19 protein-coding genes are annotated in these 21,753 nt (G+C 39.7%); 2 read left to right on the forward strand and 17 right to left on the reverse strand.

All coding sequences use genetic code 11. The features are described from left to right. Positions 1-82: 82 nt before the first annotated feature. From IGI67_RS25140 to IGI67_RS25180, 9 genes are all read right to left on the reverse strand, one after another. Positions 83-964: a LysR family transcriptional regulator gene (locus tag IGI67_RS25140; RefSeq protein ID WP_429959788.1), complete on the reverse strand. Its 882-nt coding sequence runs from the start codon at positions 962-964 to the stop codon at positions 83-85. 306 nt (positions 965-1,270) lie between these two features. Beyond that, entirely contained in the window at positions 1,271-1,981 is a 711-nt protein-coding gene (locus tag IGI67_RS25145) for a winged helix-turn-helix domain-containing protein (RefSeq protein WP_429959789.1), read from the reverse strand. Between the two features lie 16 nt (positions 1,982-1,997). Beyond that, positions 1,998-2,228 (reverse strand): hypothetical protein, encoded by a 231-nt coding sequence (locus IGI67_RS25150; RefSeq protein WP_429959790.1) that lies wholly within the window; start codon positions 2,226-2,228, stop codon positions 1,998-2,000. 15 nt (positions 2,229-2,243) lie between these two features. Continuing rightward, positions 2,244-4,511, reverse strand: coding sequence for a WxL domain-containing protein (locus IGI67_RS25155; RefSeq protein WP_429959791.1), 2,268 nt, complete (start codon positions 4,509-4,511; stop codon positions 2,244-2,246). Beyond that, positions 4,504-4,836 (reverse strand): LPXTG cell wall anchor domain-containing protein, encoded by a 333-nt coding sequence (locus tag IGI67_RS25160; protein WP_429959792.1) that lies wholly within the window; start codon positions 4,834-4,836, stop codon positions 4,504-4,506. The genes IGI67_RS25155 and IGI67_RS25160 overlap by 8 nt, the downstream gene beginning before the upstream one ends. 4 nt (positions 4,837-4,840) lie before the next feature. Then, complete coding sequence (locus tag IGI67_RS25165; RefSeq protein WP_429959793.1) at positions 4,841-5,905, reverse strand: DUF916 and DUF3324 domain-containing protein; 1,065 nt, start codon at positions 5,903-5,905, stop codon at positions 4,841-4,843. A 110-nt stretch (positions 5,906-6,015) separates the two neighbouring features. Continuing rightward, on the reverse strand, positions 6,016-6,684 hold the full coding sequence (locus tag IGI67_RS25170; RefSeq protein ID WP_207107601.1) for a WxL domain-containing protein: 669 nt from the start codon (positions 6,682-6,684) through the stop codon (positions 6,016-6,018). Between the two features lie 386 nt (positions 6,685-7,070). Continuing rightward, the gene (locus IGI67_RS25175) at positions 7,071-8,171 is read right to left on the reverse strand and encodes a tyrosine-type recombinase/integrase (protein WP_429959794.1); all 1,101 of its coding nucleotides are present in this window, start codon (positions 8,169-8,171) and stop codon (positions 7,071-7,073) included. Between the two features lie 623 nt (positions 8,172-8,794). Beyond that, entirely contained in the window at positions 8,795-9,433 is a 639-nt protein-coding gene (locus IGI67_RS25180; protein WP_429959795.1) for a DJ-1/PfpI family protein, read from the reverse strand. 132 nt (positions 9,434-9,565) lie between these two features. On the opposite strand from IGI67_RS25180, the gene IGI67_RS25185 reads away from it, so the two are divergent. Then, complete coding sequence (locus IGI67_RS25185; RefSeq protein WP_429959796.1) at positions 9,566-10,498, forward strand: helix-turn-helix transcriptional regulator; 933 nt, start codon at positions 9,566-9,568, stop codon at positions 10,496-10,498. A 229-nt stretch (positions 10,499-10,727) separates the two neighbouring features. Here IGI67_RS25185 and IGI67_RS25190 read toward each other — a convergent pair whose 3' ends face one another. From IGI67_RS25190 to IGI67_RS25215, 6 genes are all read right to left on the reverse strand, one after another. Continuing rightward, on the reverse strand, positions 10,728-11,732 hold the full coding sequence (locus tag IGI67_RS25190) for an NADP-dependent oxidoreductase (protein ID WP_429959797.1): 1,005 nt from the start codon (positions 11,730-11,732) through the stop codon (positions 10,728-10,730). Positions 11,733-11,859: 127 nt separating this feature from the next. Next, positions 11,860-12,432: a TetR/AcrR family transcriptional regulator gene (locus tag IGI67_RS25195; RefSeq protein WP_429959798.1), complete on the reverse strand. Its 573-nt coding sequence runs from the start codon at positions 12,430-12,432 to the stop codon at positions 11,860-11,862. A 264-nt stretch (positions 12,433-12,696) separates the two neighbouring features. Beyond that, complete coding sequence (locus IGI67_RS25200; protein WP_429959799.1) at positions 12,697-13,167, reverse strand: PTS sugar transporter subunit IIA; 471 nt, start codon at positions 13,165-13,167, stop codon at positions 12,697-12,699. Then, positions 13,157-14,656 carry a sucrose-6-phosphate hydrolase gene (locus tag IGI67_RS25205; protein WP_429959800.1) on the reverse strand — a complete coding sequence of 500 codons (1,500 nt, stop codon included), beginning with the start codon at positions 14,654-14,656 and terminating at the stop codon, positions 13,157-13,159. Before IGI67_RS25205 ends, IGI67_RS25200 begins: the two co-directional genes overlap by 11 nt. Beyond that, positions 14,622-16,073: a sucrose-specific PTS transporter subunit IIBC gene (locus IGI67_RS25210; RefSeq protein ID WP_429959801.1), complete on the reverse strand. Its 1,452-nt coding sequence runs from the start codon at positions 16,071-16,073 to the stop codon at positions 14,622-14,624. Before IGI67_RS25210 ends, IGI67_RS25205 begins: the two co-directional genes overlap by 35 nt. Positions 16,074-16,292: 219 nt before the next feature. Then, positions 16,293-18,290 carry a beta-galactosidase gene (locus IGI67_RS25215; RefSeq protein WP_429959802.1) on the reverse strand — a complete coding sequence of 666 codons (1,998 nt, stop codon included), beginning with the start codon at positions 18,288-18,290 and terminating at the stop codon, positions 16,293-16,295. A gap of 112 nt (positions 18,291-18,402) precedes the next feature. Here IGI67_RS25215 and IGI67_RS25220 point away from each other — a divergent pair, with 112 nt between their 5' ends. Then, a complete protein-coding gene (locus IGI67_RS25220) occupies positions 18,403-19,215 on the forward strand; it encodes an AraC family transcriptional regulator (protein WP_429959803.1) in 813 nt (270 codons plus the stop codon). Between the two features lie 209 nt (positions 19,216-19,424). On the opposite strand, the gene IGI67_RS25225 is transcribed toward IGI67_RS25220, so the two are convergent. Next, positions 19,425-20,900, reverse strand: coding sequence for a glycoside hydrolase family 1 protein (locus tag IGI67_RS25225; RefSeq protein ID WP_429959804.1), 1,476 nt, complete (start codon positions 20,898-20,900; stop codon positions 19,425-19,427). After that, positions 20,890-21,753, reverse strand: an 864-nt coding sequence (locus IGI67_RS25230; protein ID WP_429959805.1) for a glucose PTS transporter subunit IIA, incomplete at its 5' end; no start/stop codon positions are given. The genes IGI67_RS25230 and IGI67_RS25225, both read right to left, overlap by 11 nt.

The following is a 21,753-nucleotide window of genomic DNA, read 5'->3' on the forward strand; positions in this document are numbered from 1 at the left end:
TCTTGTTAAATGATTAACAATATATTTGCTCTAACAGTAGCATAGATATGAGTCACTCCTCTATCAACAAAACCGGTTGTCCTTATCTCTTTTTGTTACAACTAAGCAGGTAGTTTTCTAACCATTCTACCTGTTGAAGCAGCTCATTAGAATGAGGGTAAATCAGATATACATCCCAGTAAATAGGCGTTTCTAGCGGAATCATCTTCAATTTCTTCATATCAAATGCATCCACTGAAAAGTCAAGAATGATCCCTAAGCCTTGGCCGCTTTGACACAGCTTATACAACAGATGACTGTCCTCTGTTAACCCAACAATTTTCGGTGATATGTTATTTCGTTCACAATAGTGATTGAACTCATGAAAAATTTGATACTTCTGGTTTAAAATGACGATTCGTTCATTTGCCAAATCTGCAGGAGTGATCACTTCTTTCATATATAACGGATGTCCTTCATAAATTAATACTTTAGTCTCTCTTCGTGCGATAAAGACCTCATCCACATCCTCCAAATTGGTTTTTCCGATAACTAAGCCCGCATTTGCCTGTCGCATGTATATGCTATTCTTAACTTCGTCATTAGGCATTTCACTCCAAGAAATCTCGATTTCCTTATGATCCTCAATAAAGTGAGCGAGCCCATCAAAGGACAAAGCATTTAATGATCCTCTGGCGCAATGGAGAGTTAACTTGTTTTCTCGCTCATTCTCCTGTTGAATCGCAGCATTGATAATACTGAATTTATCTAAAAGCTCTTGACTATGCTCGTATAAAATTTCAGCGCTCCTAGTCGGCTCCATTCCTTTGACACTTCTGACAAAGAAACGGGCATTGAGTTCATTCTCCAATTTGTTAATGATTCTGCCTACGCCTTGAGCAGTTAAAAACAACTCCTTCGCTGCCCGATTCATACTTTTTAGTTGGTAGACCTTTTGAAAGCATTTTAATTCTTCAAAGTTCATTTCTTTGCTCCTCCCCTATCCTATTACCTAATAGACTTCACTAATTCCTTTCCTTTGTCAATAAGTATAAAGAGAGGAGTGATGGTTGTGTACAGGTTGCAGTCAAAATAAATAGATAGCAGGTAAAGAGAATCATTGATTTTCTTTGCCTGCTATTTGAATCATTCAATAAACTCCATCTTCTCAATTTTAATTCTATTGATAGCCCTATTTTTATAGCTTATCTGGCCTATTCCATCCGCTTATTTTTGACAAAAAAACAAGCCAACATTGTACATTGTTGACCTGTTTTTAATCTATCCTCATTTAATGAAACTCATATTTTTCTAAAAACGAATGTAGTGTAGGCTCAATAAAGTATCCTTTTCCCCATAAAGTTTTTATATCTTGTTCATTCAATCCTACTAAGCTCAGCTTATTTTTTAGTCGATGGACAATCGTGGATAGCTGGCAAAGAGAGGAATTTGTAGGTTCACGGTTCCAAAGTCTCTCACAAAGCTGTTCTCTGGATACTGTTTCACCTTGTGCTTCATACATTCGTAACAGAAATTGTTGCTCTTTAGACGACAAACTAGAAACGAATTGGTAATAGCTAACGTCTGAGTAAGGAGATGGATCAGTAGAGCTACCGCCTTTAGAAGTCACGGTTTCTTTCGGTTTTATTGTGTATTTTGTGACCATATCAACAATTTCAGCAACCGACATCTGATCTTCTATCCAGTCGTCTATTTCTTCAATCATCCAGTCATAGTCGCTTTGACGAACTAATGCTTTATTCCCTTTTCTGATTATCGGAAGCTTTGATTTCTTTAGCGATGACCAATAGTGTGATATCTCGATTGTAGAAATCGAATCACTTAGAATGACTAAAGAAAAAAATGAGAAAAGGTCTGAACATCGATCTATCTCAAAGAATAAACGAGAAGAGCAATAGACTTCGTCGTTCAAGCGTTGAAGTGTATTTTGTAGCGGTTGTTCTGCTAAAGAGTTTTTAGTGAGGATCAATATTTCCGCCATCTATCGGTCTCCTTTGTTATCGATTTAAAAAATATGCCAATTGTTCTTGCCAATCTAGATAAAGCAGCACAGCTGCAGCGAGAGCGGCAATGGAAACAAACAATAGGCCGCAATCTAGAAGGAGTGTGGTGCTTTTCTTGCCGATCGCTAATCGTAACCGACTATCTTTCATAAAGAAGTATAAAAAGCTTCCTAGTGAAAGAATGCCCAGTCCGCCAGAAAGACCGATCCATACTTGTATTGACATCAAATGCCTCCTATCTTACAAAGTATCATCTAATGACCAGGTTAATTTCGCAGTATAATGCTTGCCGCGTTTCCCAGCATTTGGTGGAAGATGCAGGGTAACTTTGTCGAACGGAACACGTACTTGCCAAGTTCCATTTCCTTCACCGCTGCTTGCTGATACCAATGTTGTAGCTGTTGAACCAGCATTAAGGATGGTATTCGCAGAAAAATTAGAAGGCACGCCCGTCGGTGACGGATCGATCGCTTCTTGCTGCGATCCACGATTGAGGACTGATTCCAGCTTCATGTTTTCCATATACAAAGCAGCTCCTGCACCATTCGGCATTGCTTCATTCGATGTATCAGAAAAATCAGATAACTGTGCCGTTAGTTTCCAACCAGTACTTATCGTCCGATCGTCTCGCAAACGAGTATAAAACCCGCTTGTTACTACATTTGTATTGGTCTGATACAACGACGACTGCAAAGGAATCACTTGTGCGGTATTTTCTACACCCCAAATGCCATAACGGAAGGAAAGCGGTACGGAGAGCAGTTCCATATCATTGGACGGCTCATCAGGAAGTTCAACTTGCTCATCATCTAAGATTTGAACAGCCCCTTTTGATTGATTCGCATTGGCTGGTGGTCCCCAAGTCAGTTTTCCAATCGCCTCCAGCCATTCTTCCGCGTTTCCTTGGCAAATGGTCTTAAAAGTGATTAGATGGCTATCGCCAGGTGCTAAATCACTGACTGTAGTCGTGCCGTTTACTATATTATCAGACACACTATTTCCATCGAGTGTTACACTGCCTGGTACAAGTGTTAAGCCGCTAGGCAACTCTAAGTTTGCATAAATTTGTTCTGCCGGAATATTTCCAAAGCTTTCCATTGTCCACGTCCAAGTAACTTCTTCTCCTGAAGTTAGTCGTTGCTTTTCAGGTTTTAACTGGTTCTTCAAATCACTGACAGAAACAAACGTAATCGTTCCACTAAATTGCTTAGTCACAATAGGAGTCGTTCCCTCTGTTAATTGGTCAGGATCATATTCAAAAGCTAAACTATTTCCATCAACATCATCATAAACGATATTGGACATCTCAATAACATCTCCAGATATCGTAAAAATTGGTGGCCCTCCTATTGTTTGATTCACAACGCTTAATCCAGCATGCGCACTTGTCTTTAAAAGATCGACAATCATTTTACCATTCTGATTAATAGGGACTCCGAATTGCAGCCTTTGATCTGAGGCATCGAAATCTTTAAGTTCAGTTAATCCATAAGCACTGGTGATGTCTGAGATTCTATTATTCATGCACCAAAGTTTTTTTAGAATTGGCATGTTGCTTACATCCAAGCTCGTTAGCTCATTGTCATAGCAGACCATGATAGTCATATATGAATTATTAGTTACATCTAAACTCGTTAAATGATTATTCCAACAATACAGACCACCCAGCTTAGTAGCTTTAGTTACATCTAAACTCGTTAATTGATTATCGTAGCACCTTAACGTTTCCATTATTGGTGCTTCAACCATTTCTAAGCTTGTTAATTGATTATTGTTCAGATACAATGATTTAAGCTTTGGGAAAGCGGGCGGCATATTGATATCCGTTAGTTGATTACGGTCTAAATAAATGGTCTCCAACAATAAAGAATTACTGATATCCACTTTTTCTAATTTAGAATCCCGTAAGGCAAGATAAATTAGCTTTGGCAGCGCCCTCAGATCTACATTAGTTAATTTATTACCATTGACCTCCAAACGTTCAAGGTTTACTGCGTATTCAATCCCCTTTAAAGACTGCACATTTTTGTGATAGTGACCTATATTTACGTAAGTTAGTTCCTCCATATCTTCAACCGTCAACTGGTCTTTTCCTTTATCATCTCCAGACCATTCACCATATTTAGGATCCCGAAGATCCGCACCTGTTCGTAAAATTTCCGCGAAATCTGCATCGATGTCCACTCCCTCAATCAGGGTTTTACCAGCTTGTGGCCGAATCGTTTCTGCATCATTGGTTTTCTCTTTTGGAATAGTTTCACTGGATCTGCTATCGGCCTCTGGTAGATCTGATTCAGGTATTTCTGAAGTATCCGTTTCTACCTTTTGTTCAATGCTTTTAGTAGAAGTAGATTCATTACTTGAACTTTGTGTTCTTGGATCATCCGCCACTGAACTTAGTGTAGAACTGATTTCGCTTGTCATCGTTTCTGCTGAAACGAACGGAAAATTACTAAATTGTGAAAGCAATAACCCTACTAAAAGCAGGTATTTTACACGTTTAGACATCAGTGATGGATTCCTCCTCTTTGAGTATGACATATAGAAACAACCAGAAAACCAGCATCAGACATAAACTGCCTAATATCTGCATCCACCGAGAGAGCACAGAACCGGTCTGTGGCAGGCGTTTAGCCGGCGTCCACTCTGTTGCGTGAACAGCATTGTCTGTTTTAGGGAGTACTTGGTTAATTGGCTCGTTTTTTGGCGAGTCATTTGTTGTTTTAACAAATCCAATCCCCACTGTTGTCTCCTTTTCTTGGGCAAAACTAGGTTGAACAACAGCAAACAGGGGCAATAAAACCAGCAAAAAAATAGTGCCTATCCGTTTCATTTTATCACGTCCCTTCGTTTTTTTTACTCGCTGCTTGCCACTTCCGTAAGCGAGAGAACAAAGCGGCAAAGAGACAAATGAAAATAAGGAGAAGTCCACCAACAACCCATGGTACCCATGACGGCAGCAGAACTCGGTAAACCGTTTCATCATTGATTCGATCAGCTTGTTCTTGACCAATCGTGAATTCTTTCGTCCACTTCCATGTTCGATCATCTCCTTGTGCTTTCCCATGAAAAACATAGGTGCCCGGTTGGAATTTCTCCAATCCTAAGGGAATCTCAAAATCAAAGTTTGAGTTTGGAGCAACAGAAAAGTCTTCCATCTTGTGTTTGGCTAACACATTTTCCTCGCCTTTTTTCTGCACGCTCCCTTGAATCGTTAGTTCTTGTAATACTTTCGGCTGATCATTCTGTATCCGAGCCGCAACTACTTTACGCCCGTTAGATAATTGTAAATCCGCTTTCTTAAGCTTTAAATCTGCCCCGTGATTAAACTGTTCTTCATCTTGTGTGAGCATTAAAGCCACTACCCGTGCATACTGAGGAATCAATCCCGTTTGATTTTTTTGCTCTTTATCCTTACGAACAAATCGTAACGAACCAAGCTTCACACCAGAAAATGCTCGTTCCGGTAAAGCAATCTCAAAAGAAACTGTCGTCTCTTCCTCCGGCTCTATCGTCACTTCGCTTCGATCATCTTTGATATGTACCAAACTGGTGATTGGATCCGTTAAACTCGGGTCTAACTTCGGTTTATTTTTGGCGTAATCGATCGCTCCTACAGAACTGCTGACGGCATCATGCACGGCAATTTTTATCGTTACCGGTTCTTTTTGCAGATTTTTAATCTTCACCTGAATCGTTTGTCGGTCATTTGGTGACATAGACAGATAAAAATACGATTTCGTCGTATCTACTTGATTTTCCGGAATCACACTTTCCACTGCAAACCCCATTTGAGCTGGTGCAGATTTGTCTTCTGCTTGACTCTCGATAGGGATGAACAACCATAACAAAATCAACATCAAATAGGGCAATCGTTTAGATAAATAGTTACATATTTTCACGAAGAGCCTCCTAAAACTCAGCACTCTTGACAAGCAGTCAATAGAAAAATTAGGGGGCGGCATTTCCTCCTCCCCCTAATCCTTCGTGCTTTTTTCGATTTGATTTATACTTAAATTACGTCATCCAATGACCAAGTTAGTGTACCTGTATATTGAGCTCCAGCTTTCGCTACATTTGCGGGTACTTCTAAATTAATATTGTCCATTTCTAAAGCTGATTGACCTTGGAAAGTACCGCTTCCAGCAGTTCCGTCTTCCAATACTTTAGTTGCAGCAGCACCTGCACTGATATTGCCTGAAGTAGCAGCAACAGCTGTTCTAGCATCAGTAGTAACTGATCCAGCAGATTCCGGTGGATTCACACCCTCGTATCCTTTAACTGCTGTAGTAAACTGTAGTTCTGCACCTGTTAACTTGTCCACACCAGTTCCACTTGCTCTAGGACTAGTTAACTCACTCAAGCTAGCAGTTAATTTCCACTCATCGGTCGCGCCAGCACGTTCATCTTTCACGACAGTATATTTTTTGTTTCCAGATATTTCAGGAAATGCCTTAACTGCTGTATTTACTTCATTACCATTATAAAAGTCCAAGCTAAGTGGTGCCCAAGTAATTTCTAGTGGTCCATCCTCTTGACCAGGTCCGTGTTCAGTAAACCCAATTCCGACATCTGTGTTCGCTCTGTCCACTTCTGCCGCCAACACGCTTGCCCCACTTGCCACACATAGACCTGCGACTGACAGGCTGGTAACTAAACCTGCAAATAATTTTCTTTTCATTGTTTGATACGCTCCTTCAAAATTCTTTTTTTTATCTAAAATGCCGAAGCATTTGAGACCGATAAATAACATCCTCTTCTATGGATACATACTTTGATATACATTTATTGTTTTTTTCGGTAAAATGGAAGTTACTTGTTTTTCTTAAAAACAAGTAATCCAGCTAAACTCTTGTACGAATCAGCTTTTTACGATACCGTGACCAGAAAATGACGGTCTATTTTTTTTAGAGAAAAAAAGGATTTGAAAAAAGAGCAAACCACACTCTTTATTTAAGAAGAAAAAGCAAACTTATTCTCTAGTGCTGCCACTATGAAAAAAAGGCAAAAAAAGAAAAAAAAACTACCCGAATATTAAATAACGTTCGTTTTTTATAAAATATTTAGTTAGGCGATAGACTCAATGACTTTCATCCGCTGCTCTAATAGTGCTGAAGAATAGGTATCTAAGGTCATTTGTGTCGAAGAGTGTCCCAATAACGCACTGATGGATGCAATATCTCGATTCCTTTCAACGCAACGTGTTGCAAAAGTATGTCGCAATTGATGAAAATGCTTGCCGATTAATTGAGCTTTCTTCATTAACTGATGAAAATGATAGCCAATTAACCGCGGTTCACTAGGTCCTCCTTTTGTCGAAATAATAAATGACCCTGTTCGCTGCTCTCTGGCCTTGAGCAATTCCTGCCGAACCCGTCGAGACATCGGGATAAGCCGTTTTGAGGCGCTGGTTTTGGGCGAGGATAAGACTAATTCCGAAGCCTTCTGTCCTCGATCCACCGAAGGAATCCGTTGAAACGTGTGCTCTACATGGATCACATTCGAATCAAAATCAACGTTTTTCCATTGAAGTGCTGCGATTTCGCCAATGCGCATACCTGTTTGAAGAGCAAGAATAACTGGTAATCTTTTATTTAGCGGAGTGTCCGCAAGTGTCCGCTCTAGCATTGCCTGCTCCTTTTTACTAAGTGCACATACCCGCTTCTTATCCTGCTTAGGTAAAACAATCTGATCACAGGGATTGCTTACTAAGTATCCTTGTTTTACAGCAAGCGACAAACAACTTTTCAACTCCTGAAAAACTACCCGAATGGTCGATTCTTTAAATTGCTTGGCTTTCCATGAGTCCAACAAGCCTTTGATCGCTGCTTCGTCGAGCTCATTGAGATAGGTATCATTCAGCATTGGTAAAATAAAGTGAATCATTTTGTAATCATAACTGGCATAGGTTGCTGGTTTTATAGTTCCTCGTATCGTTGTCAGCCAATGATTTGCCCATTGATAAAAAGGGATAGCGCAAGTTCCCTGCATGGAGATCAATCTCTGATATTTTATCTTCAATGGATATAGTTTGTATTTGGTTTCTTGATAGCTCCGTCCATAAACAGAACCATATTTGATTTTTCCATCGGGGGTTCGTCCTTTTTGATAGCGACCTTCCCATCGCCCATCTTTTCTTTTATAAATATTTTCACCGCGTCTACTCATTTAACATTCCCTTTCTCTTTGACGGTTTATTTGACGGCATTTGTAATAACGCATTTGATCAAAATGTGGATAACCCTATTGAAAAACAATGAACCAATCTATTGGATTATCAAAATAAATCACTATTATCACAAAAAAGTCACAAAAAAATAAAATAAAACTTGCAAATAAATAATATGCATATTATAATTAACTCATCTTCTTCGGATAATACGTTGCATATAATTTGAATTCACGTGATTTTTCCGGGTTTTAAGAAAAACACGAAATAGTTTCGCTAAAAAAGCAAAAAAAGCCGTTAAGCTTCATCTTTTACAGAAGACTATCTAAACGGATACTGCTTTTTTCTTTTTTGCCATTATTCGTTAAAATAACGGAAATAACTATTGCTAAAAGTGTGGTCCCCCTTGAATATTCACATATCCAAAATAAATTACTCAAATCATTTTCATTCTACCAATTTTTGAAGAGAAAATTCATTGTTCTTCGTAATAATATCGTTATAAATAAAAAAAGAAAGGACTCTTTTAAAAGGAGAGTCCTTTCTTTTTGATATAAGAATCACTATTTTAAACACAACATAAGAAATTTATGACAAAAATGAACCTAGAAATCCAATTAAATCACTCTTCATCCCCCGTTGGCAAAGAGCCCATCAATGCATAAAAATATTCTGGCTTACCAGTACTAAAATACTCATACCAAGCTTCCAGTGTATCTGCTTGAAAAACATCTAATCGCTCAATAATCTGTTTAGCCCACAGCAAGCCTCCAGTAGAGCTTGCTGTAATCAAATGATCACCTGCTACTGATGGTTCATCTACGTAAAACTCTTGCCCGCTGTAATTAGACGAGAACATTTCAAGAAAGCCTGGCCCATTGCTGGTATGTGCTCGTTCGTTCAATAGACCAAAGTTAGCCAGTGCAGCAGTCGCTCCGCAGATTGCACCAACTGTGGCACCTGCCGAAAGGAATTCGCTGGCTTTTTCAATGATGGCGCTATGCTTTGGTTCAGCCCACGTGTTCGCTCCTGGCAGCAGCAGTACATTTTTTTCACTCACCACCACGTCATCGATCAAGCAATCAGGTACGATTGTCATCCCACCCATTGACTGAATTGGGTCTTTATAGTAACTCACTGTTTTGAGCGATACTTGCGGCCCGTCCTTTTTGAAAAATCGACCTGATTTCAACTCTGAGGTCACATTTCCCAGCTCCCAGTCAGCGAATGTATCAAGAATATAAACATAAATTGTCGTCATAAAATTTCCTCCATTTTCTTTGATCTAAATAGATTGATTGGTTTATCTACTAGTAGTATACCTAAGTATTGTTGACACCATTATGGCAACAATCTATGATGAAATTAAAGAAAGTTTCGGAGGTGTGATCAAATGAAAGTGGAACGACTCATTAGCATTATTATGATTCTGCTTGATAAAAAAAGAATAGGCGCTCAAGAGCTCGCAGATCAATTTGAAGTTTCTCCCCGTACGATTTATCGCGACATTGATTCGCTAAATGTGGCAGGAATTCCGATTCGCTCCACTCCTGGAGTAAATGGCGGCTTTGAGATTATGGAGCAATACAAAGTTGATAAAAAGGTCTTTTCAAAAGGAGACTTGTCTACCCTGCTGTTGAGTCTTTCCAGTCTCTCTAATATGGTCCAAGGAGAAGAACTGACAAATGCTCTGGCAAAGGTCAAAAGCTTTATCCCCGCAGACAGTGCAAGGGATATTGAAGTAAAAGCCAATCAAATCCACATTGATCTGAGTCCTTGGATGGGCAACAGAAATATCCAAACCTATCTAGAGATACTCAAAAAAGCTTTACAAGAAAATAAACTGTCTTCCTTCACCTATGCGAATCAGCAGGGAAACACAACCGAGCGAACAATCGAACCTTATCAGCTGGTATTGAAGGGCAATCATTGGTATGTCCAAGGCTATTGTTGCAAAAGAAAGGATTTCCGCCTATTTAAACTATCTCGCCTATCGAATCTGCACATCCAAAATGAAACCTTTACACCGCGAGAGTATCAAAAACCTCAGCTGGAAATTTACGATATTTTTGAGACACTGCAAATAGAGATCACGCTTCGGATCCATCGCTCAGTCATGGATATCGTGCTTGACCATTGTTCCTTTGATCACTTTTCGCCAGATGGCGAGGAGCATTACATCGTCCTTTTTCCTTTTATTGAGAACGATTTTTACTACAATATTCTTTTCAGCTTTGGCGATAAATGCGAGTGTTTAGAGCCTGCCCATGTGCGTGAGGAAATGAAACGAAGAATACAGGACATCGCTGCCTTGTATGAAAAATAAAGGAATCTTTGCCTATTTGCGCCTTTTTTAGCAAGTACAATGAAGCTTTAGTAGTTGAATGCAGGATTCCCAAAATGAGAGTCCTGCACAGCCATAGTAATTCGTGCTTATCCATCACTCTTTAAAAACTCGTTTATTTAAAATCGGAGGAGCAGAATCAAACATACGCCTCTTTTTTCAGATAGACACTACTAGTTACAAAAAATTACCATACGATCCGCTTTATTCCTTAAGTGAATTTGATAACCACTTTGCCATTAGGATGACCATTTTTTACATATGATATAGCTTCATTGATTTGTTCAATAGTGAAATCATGGGGATCAATAGCCGGAACTATATTGTTTTTCTCTACAATTTCGGTAACTTTTCGCAGCTGTTCACCATCTGAACGGACGAAAATAAAGCGATACTCTGCCTGCTGTTTTTCAGCCTTTTTGTCTAATTTTGAACCGGCCGCTCCAAACAACCATTGCTTCCACTTCGGCAGTTTTTGTTCAATAGCAAATTGTTTGTTCGGTCCTGCGATTAGGCTAAGCAATTTCCCATTAGGCTTCAATATAGAAAGTTCGTGATCAATCTCGTTGACTCCCAAGGTGTCGATAACAAAGTCAACGTTATCTAATACTTCCCAATAATTTTCCTTTTTATAATCTAAATACTGATCCGCTCCCGCTTGAAGGATCCGATCTTTTGCTGCCGCGTTTCCTGAAACGATTACCTGTAATCCAAGAGCCTTGGCAATAGGAACGGCCATTTGGCCAAAGCTGCCCGAGCCGCCAGGGATAAAAACAGATTGTCCTGGTTTAGCCTGCAGCACTTCTGTCAATCCTTGATAAGCAGTTAAACCTGTCAACGGCACTCCTGCTCCTGTAACATAGTCAAGATTCTGAGGCAGGTACCAGATCGCTGATTGATCCACAGCCGCATACTCAGCAAAAGCTCCTATTTTAGCAATAGGTAATCGCGAGTAAACCTTGTCTCCTTTTTTAAAATTCACTACTCGACTCCCTACTTCTTCAATCACACCGGTCAACTCATTCCCAAGCGTGAATGGTTTTTCGTAATCTTGAATCAGCTTCACACTACCCGTAATATTTAAGAGTTCTAGTGGATTTACTGCTGCGGTTTTGACCTTAATCAGAACTTCTGTTTCTCCTATTTTCGGAACGGGAATATCAACAACTTGAACATTGATATCCTTTGAATATTTTTGTATTTGTGCTGCTTTCATCTTATTCTCACTCTCCTGTTTAAAGAAAATTCTCCACGAGCCTGCCTTAATAGCTTTTCACAATCTGTGATAATCGTTCATTCCTCAGCAGATTCATGGAGTAAAATTCCTATTTTTGAAACTTTCCTTACTTAATAATCGATAATGTTTGTTCAATAATACGATCCAGTTTTTCGTTATCATTGGTTGTCTTTGATAGCACCCTGATACCCACAAGAGCATTTTGAATATAGGAAGCCAGTGACGCGATGTCAGCATCAGGTGACAGTTCATTTTGCTCTTGTGCTGACAAAAGGATATTAAAGAGAAATTGCTCTTCGCGTCCAAAGAAGGAACGAATTTCTTCTGCTATAACAGGATCGATAGAAGACAATTCAGTCGCAGTGTTCACAATTAAACATCCTTTTCCCGGCTCCTCAGCTGCTATGGAAATAGAAAAAATATGCTTCAATTTATCCTGCACATTCTTGCCTTCTGAAACCTTTTCCGTCATCACCGTTTCAAGCATTTCTTCATAGAGCTTCAATGCAGCGATAAATAGATGATGCTTATCGCCAAAAGTATCGTAAATACTTCGCCGATGAATTGTCATAGCATCTACAAGATCCTGCATGGAAGTATGTTCATACCCTTGTTTCCAAAAAACATCCATCGCTTTTTTTAGTACGAGCTGCTTATCAAACTCTTTTTTTCTTCCCAAACGGCTCTCTCCCTTCTCAACACTAGAGTCTAACTTCATTTTATTAGAACGTTCATTCTAATATTCATGTAAAACCTCTGTTTTGTCAATGAATAAGAATCGCTTATGATAATCTTCCTGAAAAAAGCTTTGATTCAAAAGCCTTTTTGAAAAATACTTAACAAAAGGAAAAGCCAAACGTCCATATACCATCGCAATCGACAGCAATATGAGCGTTCGGCTTTCTATTTTTATACTTTATTTCGTCCATCTGCAATCAGAGGGTTAAATCACTATCGTACCTATTTGCTCATTCATAGAAATATCGCCGTATTGATCAATTGAGAAATTTTTATATTGGTCTTTTTCTGTAAGAACAAACACCACTTCATCCGACTTTCCAGCCTCTTTGAAATAGGCCAGATCCATTTCAGCAATTTTTGACCCCTGCTTGATTTTTCTGCCTTCTGAAACAAATAGGGTAAAGGGAACTCCCTTTAGTTCAACAGAATCGATCCCCATATGAATTAACAAACTTACTCCGTTTTTAGTTTCAATTCCTATCGCATGCTTCGTTTCAAAGATACTGATTACCTTTCCGGAGACTGGAGCGAATATTTCTCCATTTTTCGGTCTGACAGCGAAGCCTTCTCCCATTGTTTTTGATGAAAATATAGGATCATTAACTTCTTCAATAGGTATAAGCTCTCCTTTGACCGGCATTTCAATAGCGACTTCTTTCTTCCTAATCCACATTTGAAGATCCTCCTATTAAATAAAGCTTCTCTATATAGCAAGCATCTCTTCCCTCTAACCCGATATAGGTGTCGTTCTCTTGCGGAAAAACTAACGCGGAAAGCACCTTGATACCGTCATTAAAGAAGATTTCTATCGATGAAAAATCTACAAAAATGTTCATCTTGATTGCCTTATTAGGCGGCAGGCTCGTTTGACGAATACTATTTGACTCTTTAATCCGCTCTCCTACCATAGAACGGTCCACAGTAACCGTTCCTTTTGCCGTATCGAATCGAATAGCCAATGAACGGTTCATACCACTGTCAGAAAAGAGATGGAGAGTTCCGCTTCCTTCTTCTATCAATAGCTCGTATTCGTAGCAGTTTTCTTCAAGCTGGTGCTTCAATTCCTTTCCTTCAAGAGCACTAGAACTCTGATGGATCAATTGTTTATACAATTGAAGCTCTTCCACAGGATATTGATGAAGCTCTCCATCTATAACCGTCAGCTCCTTGACTAAGCTCAAACAATTGGTCCATTTGTCCTTGCATACAGGGTATTGTGATTCTGGTAATCCTAACCAGCTTACCGCCAATGTCCGTCCATCAGGCGCATCTATTGCTTGTGTGGCATAAACATCAAAGCCGTCATCCAAATTCTTTAAAAAGCTCTTAGCCTGAAACTCTCCCTTTTCTAAGTCAAAATGCTCTCCAATCAAATAGCAATTGGGGTTCAAATTGTCATACGCTAAGAGCGACTGATCCAATCCTTGGGGGCAAAATAGCAAAATCGGCGTCTTTGTTAAACCAACTAAATGCGGACATTCGATCATGTAACCCATCGTCTGATCTGTAAAATTTAACGGGCCAAGCAGCTCCCAATCTTCTAGATCCACACTTCTATAAATAAGTATCTCACCCGTTTCACCTATTTTTTGAGCTCCTAGAATCATGTAGAAGCAGTCTTCAAAACGAAAGACCTGCGGATCACGAAAATGCTGCGTATATCCCTTTGGCGGAGCAGCTATCAATGGCTTTGGATTCTTTGCTACAGCTCCATTAAGATCCATTACAGCTCCTAGTTGATAAGAACGACGCTCCCAATCTTGACTGCGGACATTACCGGTGTAAAACAATTTCAATCCATCTTTTGCAGGAATCGCTGAGCCAGAATACGCACCATGGCTATCAAATGGTCCATCAGGTACAATAGCGGCTCCTTTTTCTTCCCATGAAATAAGATCTTTTGATTCTACGTGGTACCAAGACTTTAATCCATGAATCGTTCCAAAGGGATAAGATTGATAAAAAAGATGCCATTTCCCATTATAATAGGAGAACCCGTTCGGATCATTTAACAGTCCTGATCGTGGCTGAATGTGGTATTTTTGTCGCCATATAGAGTGTTCCGCGATTTTTTCTAGTCGTTCCTTATACCCTTTTTCCCATAAATGATACGGCTTATATTTATCCTTATTGGACAACTGTGATACTGTCATTTTCATCATCAACCACACTTTTTTTAGTTTCTTCTGTCTCGTCTTTATAACCAAACATATACGTTAATCCAAAGGCAACACTAAATCCTACGACACAGACCACGATATATAAAACTATTTGACTATTAAGATATAAAAGCAAGCCTGGAATCGCCGTTATTGACATGCCAGTCCCTCGTAAGTTGAAAAGACTCGCTAGAAAGCCACCAGCTCCGCCGCCGATTAAGCCCATAACAAAAGGTTTTCCAAAACGCAGGTTAATCCCAAAGATCGCCGGCTCCGTAATACCTAATAGTGCGGATAAAGTAGAAGGAAACGCAATGGCCTTGATTTTGGTTTGTTTTGATTTGATTGCCACCGCTAATGCCGCTCCCGCTTGAGCACAGATAGATGCTGAACTGATTGGGTTCACCGCATTCCAGCCAGTATCTGCTAACATTTGAATTTCGATCAAATTCAACGCATGATGCAAGCCGGTTACCACAATTACCTGATTGATCATGCCATACAAGAGACCGCCAATACCAAAAGGCAATGCTAAAATTACTTCCACTGCTTTAAGCATCAGCAATTCAACCTCGTGGAAGATTGGTCCTACTATAAATAGTGCTAGTAAAATCATGATTAGCAAACTAACAAAGGGCGTAACAATTAAATCTAACGCTGGCGGAACGGCACGACGGATACGTTTTTCTATGTTCGCTCCTAAAAATCCCATAATGAATGCCGGTAGCACTGAACCTTGGTAGCCGGCAACTTTTATGAAGCCAAAAAACAGTAACGGATCCCCGGTTCCTTGAGCAACATCCCATGAAGTAGGCAGACTCGGACTTACTAACATCAAGCCAAGAACGATACCTAATAATGGACTGCCTCCAAAAACGCGAAACGCTGACCAGCAAACTAGTACTGGTAAGAAACCAAATGCGGTATCTGTCAAAATCTGAGTGATCGTTAAAAAATTCTGCGAAATATCTTCAGGAGCCATATTGAACCAAGAAAGAATTTGCGGCTGAGTAATCAGTCCCCTTAAACCCATGAATAGCCCAGTGGCTACTAATGCGGGGATGATGGGAACGAATACATCACCAAAAACTCGAATGATTCGCTTGAAGCGATTCCCCTCCTGCTCAGAAGCTTGCTCCTTCAATTCTGACTTAGAAGTGGCGTCAACTCCGATCTCCTCCATTGCTTCATAGACGCGATTTACAATACCAGTTCCAAAAATGATTTGATATTGTCCAGAAGTGAAAAAGAAGCCTTTTGCTTTATCGATTTGATCAACCATCTCATCATTGATTTTCTCACGATCTTTTACGACCAGTCTTAAACGGGTGGCACAATGAGCCATTGATATAATATTCTCTTTTCCCCCAACTGCTTCTAACACCGCTTTTGCGATTTTATGATATTCCTTGTCTGCCATGCTTATAACTCCCTTCTTTATGTTACCGATTACAAATAATAGTAAACGAAACTAAGCGTCAACCAATAATTTCAAAATATAAAATCCCGGGATTGAATAACTATATTATACGAAGCATTTGGAAAAGTTCATATAAAATAATTAACTAAAAAATATAAATATATGAAACAATATTCCGATTGAAAGAGCCAGCCGTTTTTAAAAACGGCTGGCTTTAATTTATTCAACGATGATTCGCACTTCGTTTGGAGTAAGCAGCTGATTTTCTTCAAGGATTGATCCAGTCAGAATATCTTTTTTACCAATTAGCTTTTGCGGAACAGAATGATTTTTCTGCGTTAAGTTAATGATGAATATAAACGTTTCTTCTCTTGAAAATCGGCGAGTGATTTCTAAAGGCGTGTCAGAAAATCGTTTATCTACTTTTGCCTGTTCCGCTGCTTCATCCAAAAACAGCTTCAGGCTTTCTTCATCAAGCTGTGTGCCATAATAGTAGACCCTTCCACGTTCAAAGAAATTGACGGTTGCCGCAGGATGCCCTTTGTAAAAGTTGGAGGTGAAATGTGCTAGAGCTTCAGCCCCTTCCAAATGAATGACATCACTCAGCAGTGCCCCTTTTCCAATAGGCCCTTTTGAAAAGGAAACTTCATTAAATTGTTCTGGTGCGAGTGCATCAATTTCCTCGACCCAAATTCCAGTAAGCTTTCTAAGCGGTCCTGGGTAACCGCCTAAGTGAACATTATCTGAAGAATCGACTATCCCGCTCATGAAGCCAGTGACAAGAGTCCCGCCATCTTTAACATAGGCCTCTAGTCGTTGCTTCAGCCCTTCTGTCACCATATACAGTACTGGAGCAGCGACCAGCTTATAGCCTGAAAGCTCATCTTCCGTTGATACAAAATCGACAGAAATATTCTGATTATAGAAATATTGATACACCTGATGAACTTGATCGATGTATTTTAAATCTTTATTTGGTCCACTTGTATATTCAAGAGCCCAGTAGTTATCCCAATCAAAAATAAGAGCCACTTCACTCTTGTTTTGAGTGGCCAAAATCTTCTCTCCAATTTTTTCAATTTCTTTTCCCAGTGCTTTTACTTCCTTGAATACTCTGGTCTCCGCGCTCCCACTATGAGCGATGACGGCACCATGAAACTTTTCGCAGCCGCCGATTGACCTTCTAAGTTGAAAATACTGAATCGTATTTGATCCATGGGCAATCGTTTGATAGCTTTGTGCCCTCATTTGTCCTGGTTTTTTGAGTGAATTATAGGGCTGCCAATTTTGCTGGCTTGGTGTTTGCTCCATCAGCATAAATGGCGCCTGCTTCAATCCCCTCATTAAATCATGCCGCATCGCTGTTAAGCTCCACGGAGTATTATACGCAGGATAATTATCCCATGAAACGATATCCATCTCCTTCGCCCACTTGAAATAATCTAAGTAACGGTAAGTTCCCATAAGATTCGTTGTAATCGGTGTAACCAAATCATATTTTCGAATCGCATCTCTTTCCATTTTGAAATTCTCTAACATACTATCAGAGTTAAAACGACGATAATCAATTGAAATTCCTGCAAAGGCCGTCTTTTCATAGGATATCCCTTCACTTAATGCATTAGGTAAGACAACTTCATCCCATTCATAAACAGTATGCCCCCAAAATTCAAGATTCCATGCCTTATTTAGGGCTTCAATCGTCTTGTACTTCTTCTTCAGCCATACACGAAAAGCCGCTTCGCAGTTTTCACAAAAACACTCTCCGCCATATTCATTATTCACATGCCAGTACGCTATATTCGGATTCCTGCCATAACGCTCTGCTAACTTTCCAGCTAATCTTTTGGCATATTTTTGATATACCAAACTATTCGGACAGGCATTGTGTCTTTGACCAAATTTATGACGACGTCCTTCAAAATCCGTTCGCCCAACTTCAGGATACTTTTTAAACATCCAAGCCGGAAGTGCTGCCGTTGAAGTCGCTAAAACGATATAGTTCTTGTGTTTACTTAACATTTCAATCACTTCATCAAGTTCATTGAAATCATACTCTTCTTCTGAGGGCTGAATTTTCGCCCAAGAAAAAACATTGATTGTCGCACTATTGATCCGTGCCTCTTCAAAAAAATCTAGGTCCTCTTGCCAGATGGTTTTATCCCACTGATTTGGATTGTAATCGCCGCCATATAGAAAATGTTGCATATTATCCATTCCTCATCATCCTCCGCTTCATTCATTATTCCTTATTATAGCAAGCTCCCAGCCATCATAATATGATACAATGAAAGCGTTAATAGGAATATATGAAACAGAGGTGGAGAAAATGCCGATTTTTTTTCAAATAACTAGCGCCAATTTGCCAATATCCATAGGCAGTATCGGAAATCATTGGGAGCAAGAGAGCATTGTCCGAAAGGAAGGATACCCGCATTTCCATTGGCTCCAAACAGAAGAAGGCTATGGAGATATTAGTATTGATAATCGTTTACTGCGTCTTGAAAAAGGTGAAGGAGTTTTGATTAAACCATTTACTCCACATACTTATCTCTCTAACAAAGGTTGGTTAACAAAATTTGTTACTTTTAACGGTACGCTAAGTGATGAGTTTTCAAAGATAGTAGGCGGGAAAAACTATATTTTAGGTAAAGACTCCACCTTTTTCAATTACAGTTCATGGATTGACGATATCATCGATACGCATCTAACAGGTGGAAGGAAACAAATAAATTTATCTGTTTCGTGCTATGAATTTTTAATGAATCTGAATCAAACCAGACAGTATGAATTTACTGAAGATCAGATTTACAAAAAATATGTTCTCCCAACCATCACAACAATTGAGAATCAATTCGAGCTACCTTTGACACTTGAAGAGCTGGCAAGTAACCTTTTTGTTACACCGCAGTACTTAAGCCGTGTTTTTAAGAAATATACAAACGAAACCATCTTTTCTTACTTGCAAAAAGTTCGTCTGAATAAGTCTAAGGAGCTATTGATCAACCACAGCCATTTGAAAATCCAAGAAATTACCGCCCTTTGCGGCTTCTCAGATACTAGTTACTTTATTTCACTGTTTAAAAAACTAACAGGCTACACGCCATTGCAGTTCAGGAAATTATATTTAATTCGAAAGTGAAGAACCTTATCGTTCACTTTGATCAATGAAATAATCCCAGAAATCCAAATATGCTGATAGGCACTTTTGTTGAAAAATAAATTTTAGTTATAGGAAAAGCCGTTCCCTGCTAGACAGGAAGCGGCTTTTTTCGAGTCCATTGCAATCCTAGAACCCATTATCGTTTTTTTCTTCTATTTTCGGTAAATGACTTTCCTATCTGTAAACGCTTATTCATCCCCTATTTTTAACGCGTTGGAATCAAGTACCCTGCCATTAGTATTAATGACCGTTTTATACCAATAATAGGAAGCTTTTGGGTATCGTTTGAAGCTGCCTTCTCCATGATTATTGGTATCAACGTAGATAAAGCCGTACCGTTTCTCGACACTCCCTGTAGATAAAGCGACCAAATCAATCGCACTCCAAGGCATATAACCAACGACATCTACTCCATCATGAATGGCCTCGATCATAGCGGCAACATGTTCCTTCAAATAATCGATTCGATAGTGATCCTTCACCTTGCCATCGATTAATTCATCTTTGGCGCCTAAGCCATTTTCCACGATCATGATTGGCAATTGGTAACGATCATAGACAGTGTTTAGTAAATAGCGCAAGCCGGTAGCATCGATCTGCCAGCCCCACTCACTTTCCTCCAAGTAAGGATTTTTCACGCCAAAACCTGAGATCAGGTTCCCCGCAGCCTTATCCTTGCCTAAAGCGTCACCTTCATTTTGTCCGCTGACGCAAATCGATTGGTAGTAGCTGCAGGAATAGAAATCGACACATCCGTCACGTAAAATCGCTTCATCTTCTTCGAGAGTCTTAATTTCAATTCCCTGCTCAGCAAAATATCTCTTTGAATAGCCTGGATAATAACCGCGGATCATCACATCGCTGCAAAACATATTTTTCATTTGCTGCTGCTGCAGAGTGGCAAAAACATCCATTGGACGGCTTGTCAGGGGGTAACCGATCATACTCGCAATCATACAGCCGATTTGTAAGCTGGGATCGATCTCATGAGCCATTTTCACTGCTTTTGCACTTGCTAGAAATTGATGGTGCAAGGCTTGATAACGAGTATGCTCATTGTTGATTTCAGATGGAATCGACGCATTCAAGCCCACGGCTGTTCGAATCCCAAAATCAACTAACGTACAATTGATTTCATTGAAGGTAATCCAATATTTTACTTGATTGTGATACCGGTCAAACAACGTCTGGCAATATTTCAGATAATGATCGATCATTTCGCGATTGGTCCAACCGCCTCGTTCCGCCAAATACCATGGTGATTCGTAATGGGAGATTGTCACGATCGGTTCAATCCCATATTTTGTTAGTTCGTTAAATACTTGATCATAGAAGAGAAGTCCGTCTTCATTTGGTTCCTCCTCAACGCCATTTGGATAAATTCGCGTCCATGCAATAGACATGCGATAGGCTTTTAATCCCATTTCTCCCATCATTTTGATATCTTCCTTGTAATGGTGATAAAAATCCACTGCCTTATGGGAAGAATAGTATTCATTCTCAAAAGCCGATGGAACCTCTACCCGAACCCCTTTTTCAAAATCGGTAGCGATGGTGTCAATAACACTAACACCTTTTCCATCTTCATTCCAGGCACCTTCAATTTGATTGGCAGATGTAGACGCGCCCCATAAAAAATGACTAGCTACTTGATTATTTAACATACAGCACCTCAACTCCATCCGTATCCTTTAAATGTATTTCTTCAAACTCTTTTGAATTGGTAACTACGACAGCTGTGGTCGTATCAAAACCTGATTGTTGAATTTTTTTATTGTCAAAGATAAGCAGCTCTTGATCTTTTTTTACAAAGTCCCCCTGCTTCACTAAGCTTTCAAAATACTCGCCATTTAATTCAACTGTATCGATCCCAACGTGAATCAACAATTCCAGTCCGTCTCCGCGCTTAAGACCAATTGCATGTTTCGTTGGAAAAACCGAAACAACCTCTGCGTCAAAAGGACTGATTACTTTGCCTTCACTAGGTACTACGCCAAAACCTTCTCCCATCATTTTTGATGAAAAGGCTTGATCATTTACTTCTTCTAGCTTGATGATTTTTCCTTTTATTGGCGAATGCAACGAATGCTCCTGATTCGTATCCGTGATATCTTCAAAGCCAATAACATAAGTGATAACAAAGGTAATGAGAAACGTCACAGGTATACTCGTAAGACCCAAAATAAAGTTAGGGATCGTTCCTGCAAAAATCGGAATCGTCAACAGACTTGGTGTAACAAAAGTCGGTGCAGTAATTCCTAAGAATCCGATGTAACAGCCGCCTAAGAGCGATCCTAATAGTACGGCGATGAACGGTTTTTTTAAGCGGAGATTAACACCATAAAGTGCAGGCTCTGTAATCCCCAGCAGCGCTGAAATCGTCGCTGAAATTGCCGTCCCTTTTAACGCTTTATTTTTTGTTTTAAATGCTACTGCGCCAGCGGCACCAGCTTCAGCGATATTTGCAGCTAATCCTGATGGTAAAAAGATTGCATCGAAGCCTTGCGTCGCGAACAT

The sequence above is a fragment of the Enterococcus sp. AZ196 genome (genome assembly GCF_050498845.1).
Classification (GTDB): domain Bacteria; phylum Bacillota; class Bacilli; order Lactobacillales; family Enterococcaceae; genus Enterococcus_A; species Enterococcus_A murrayae.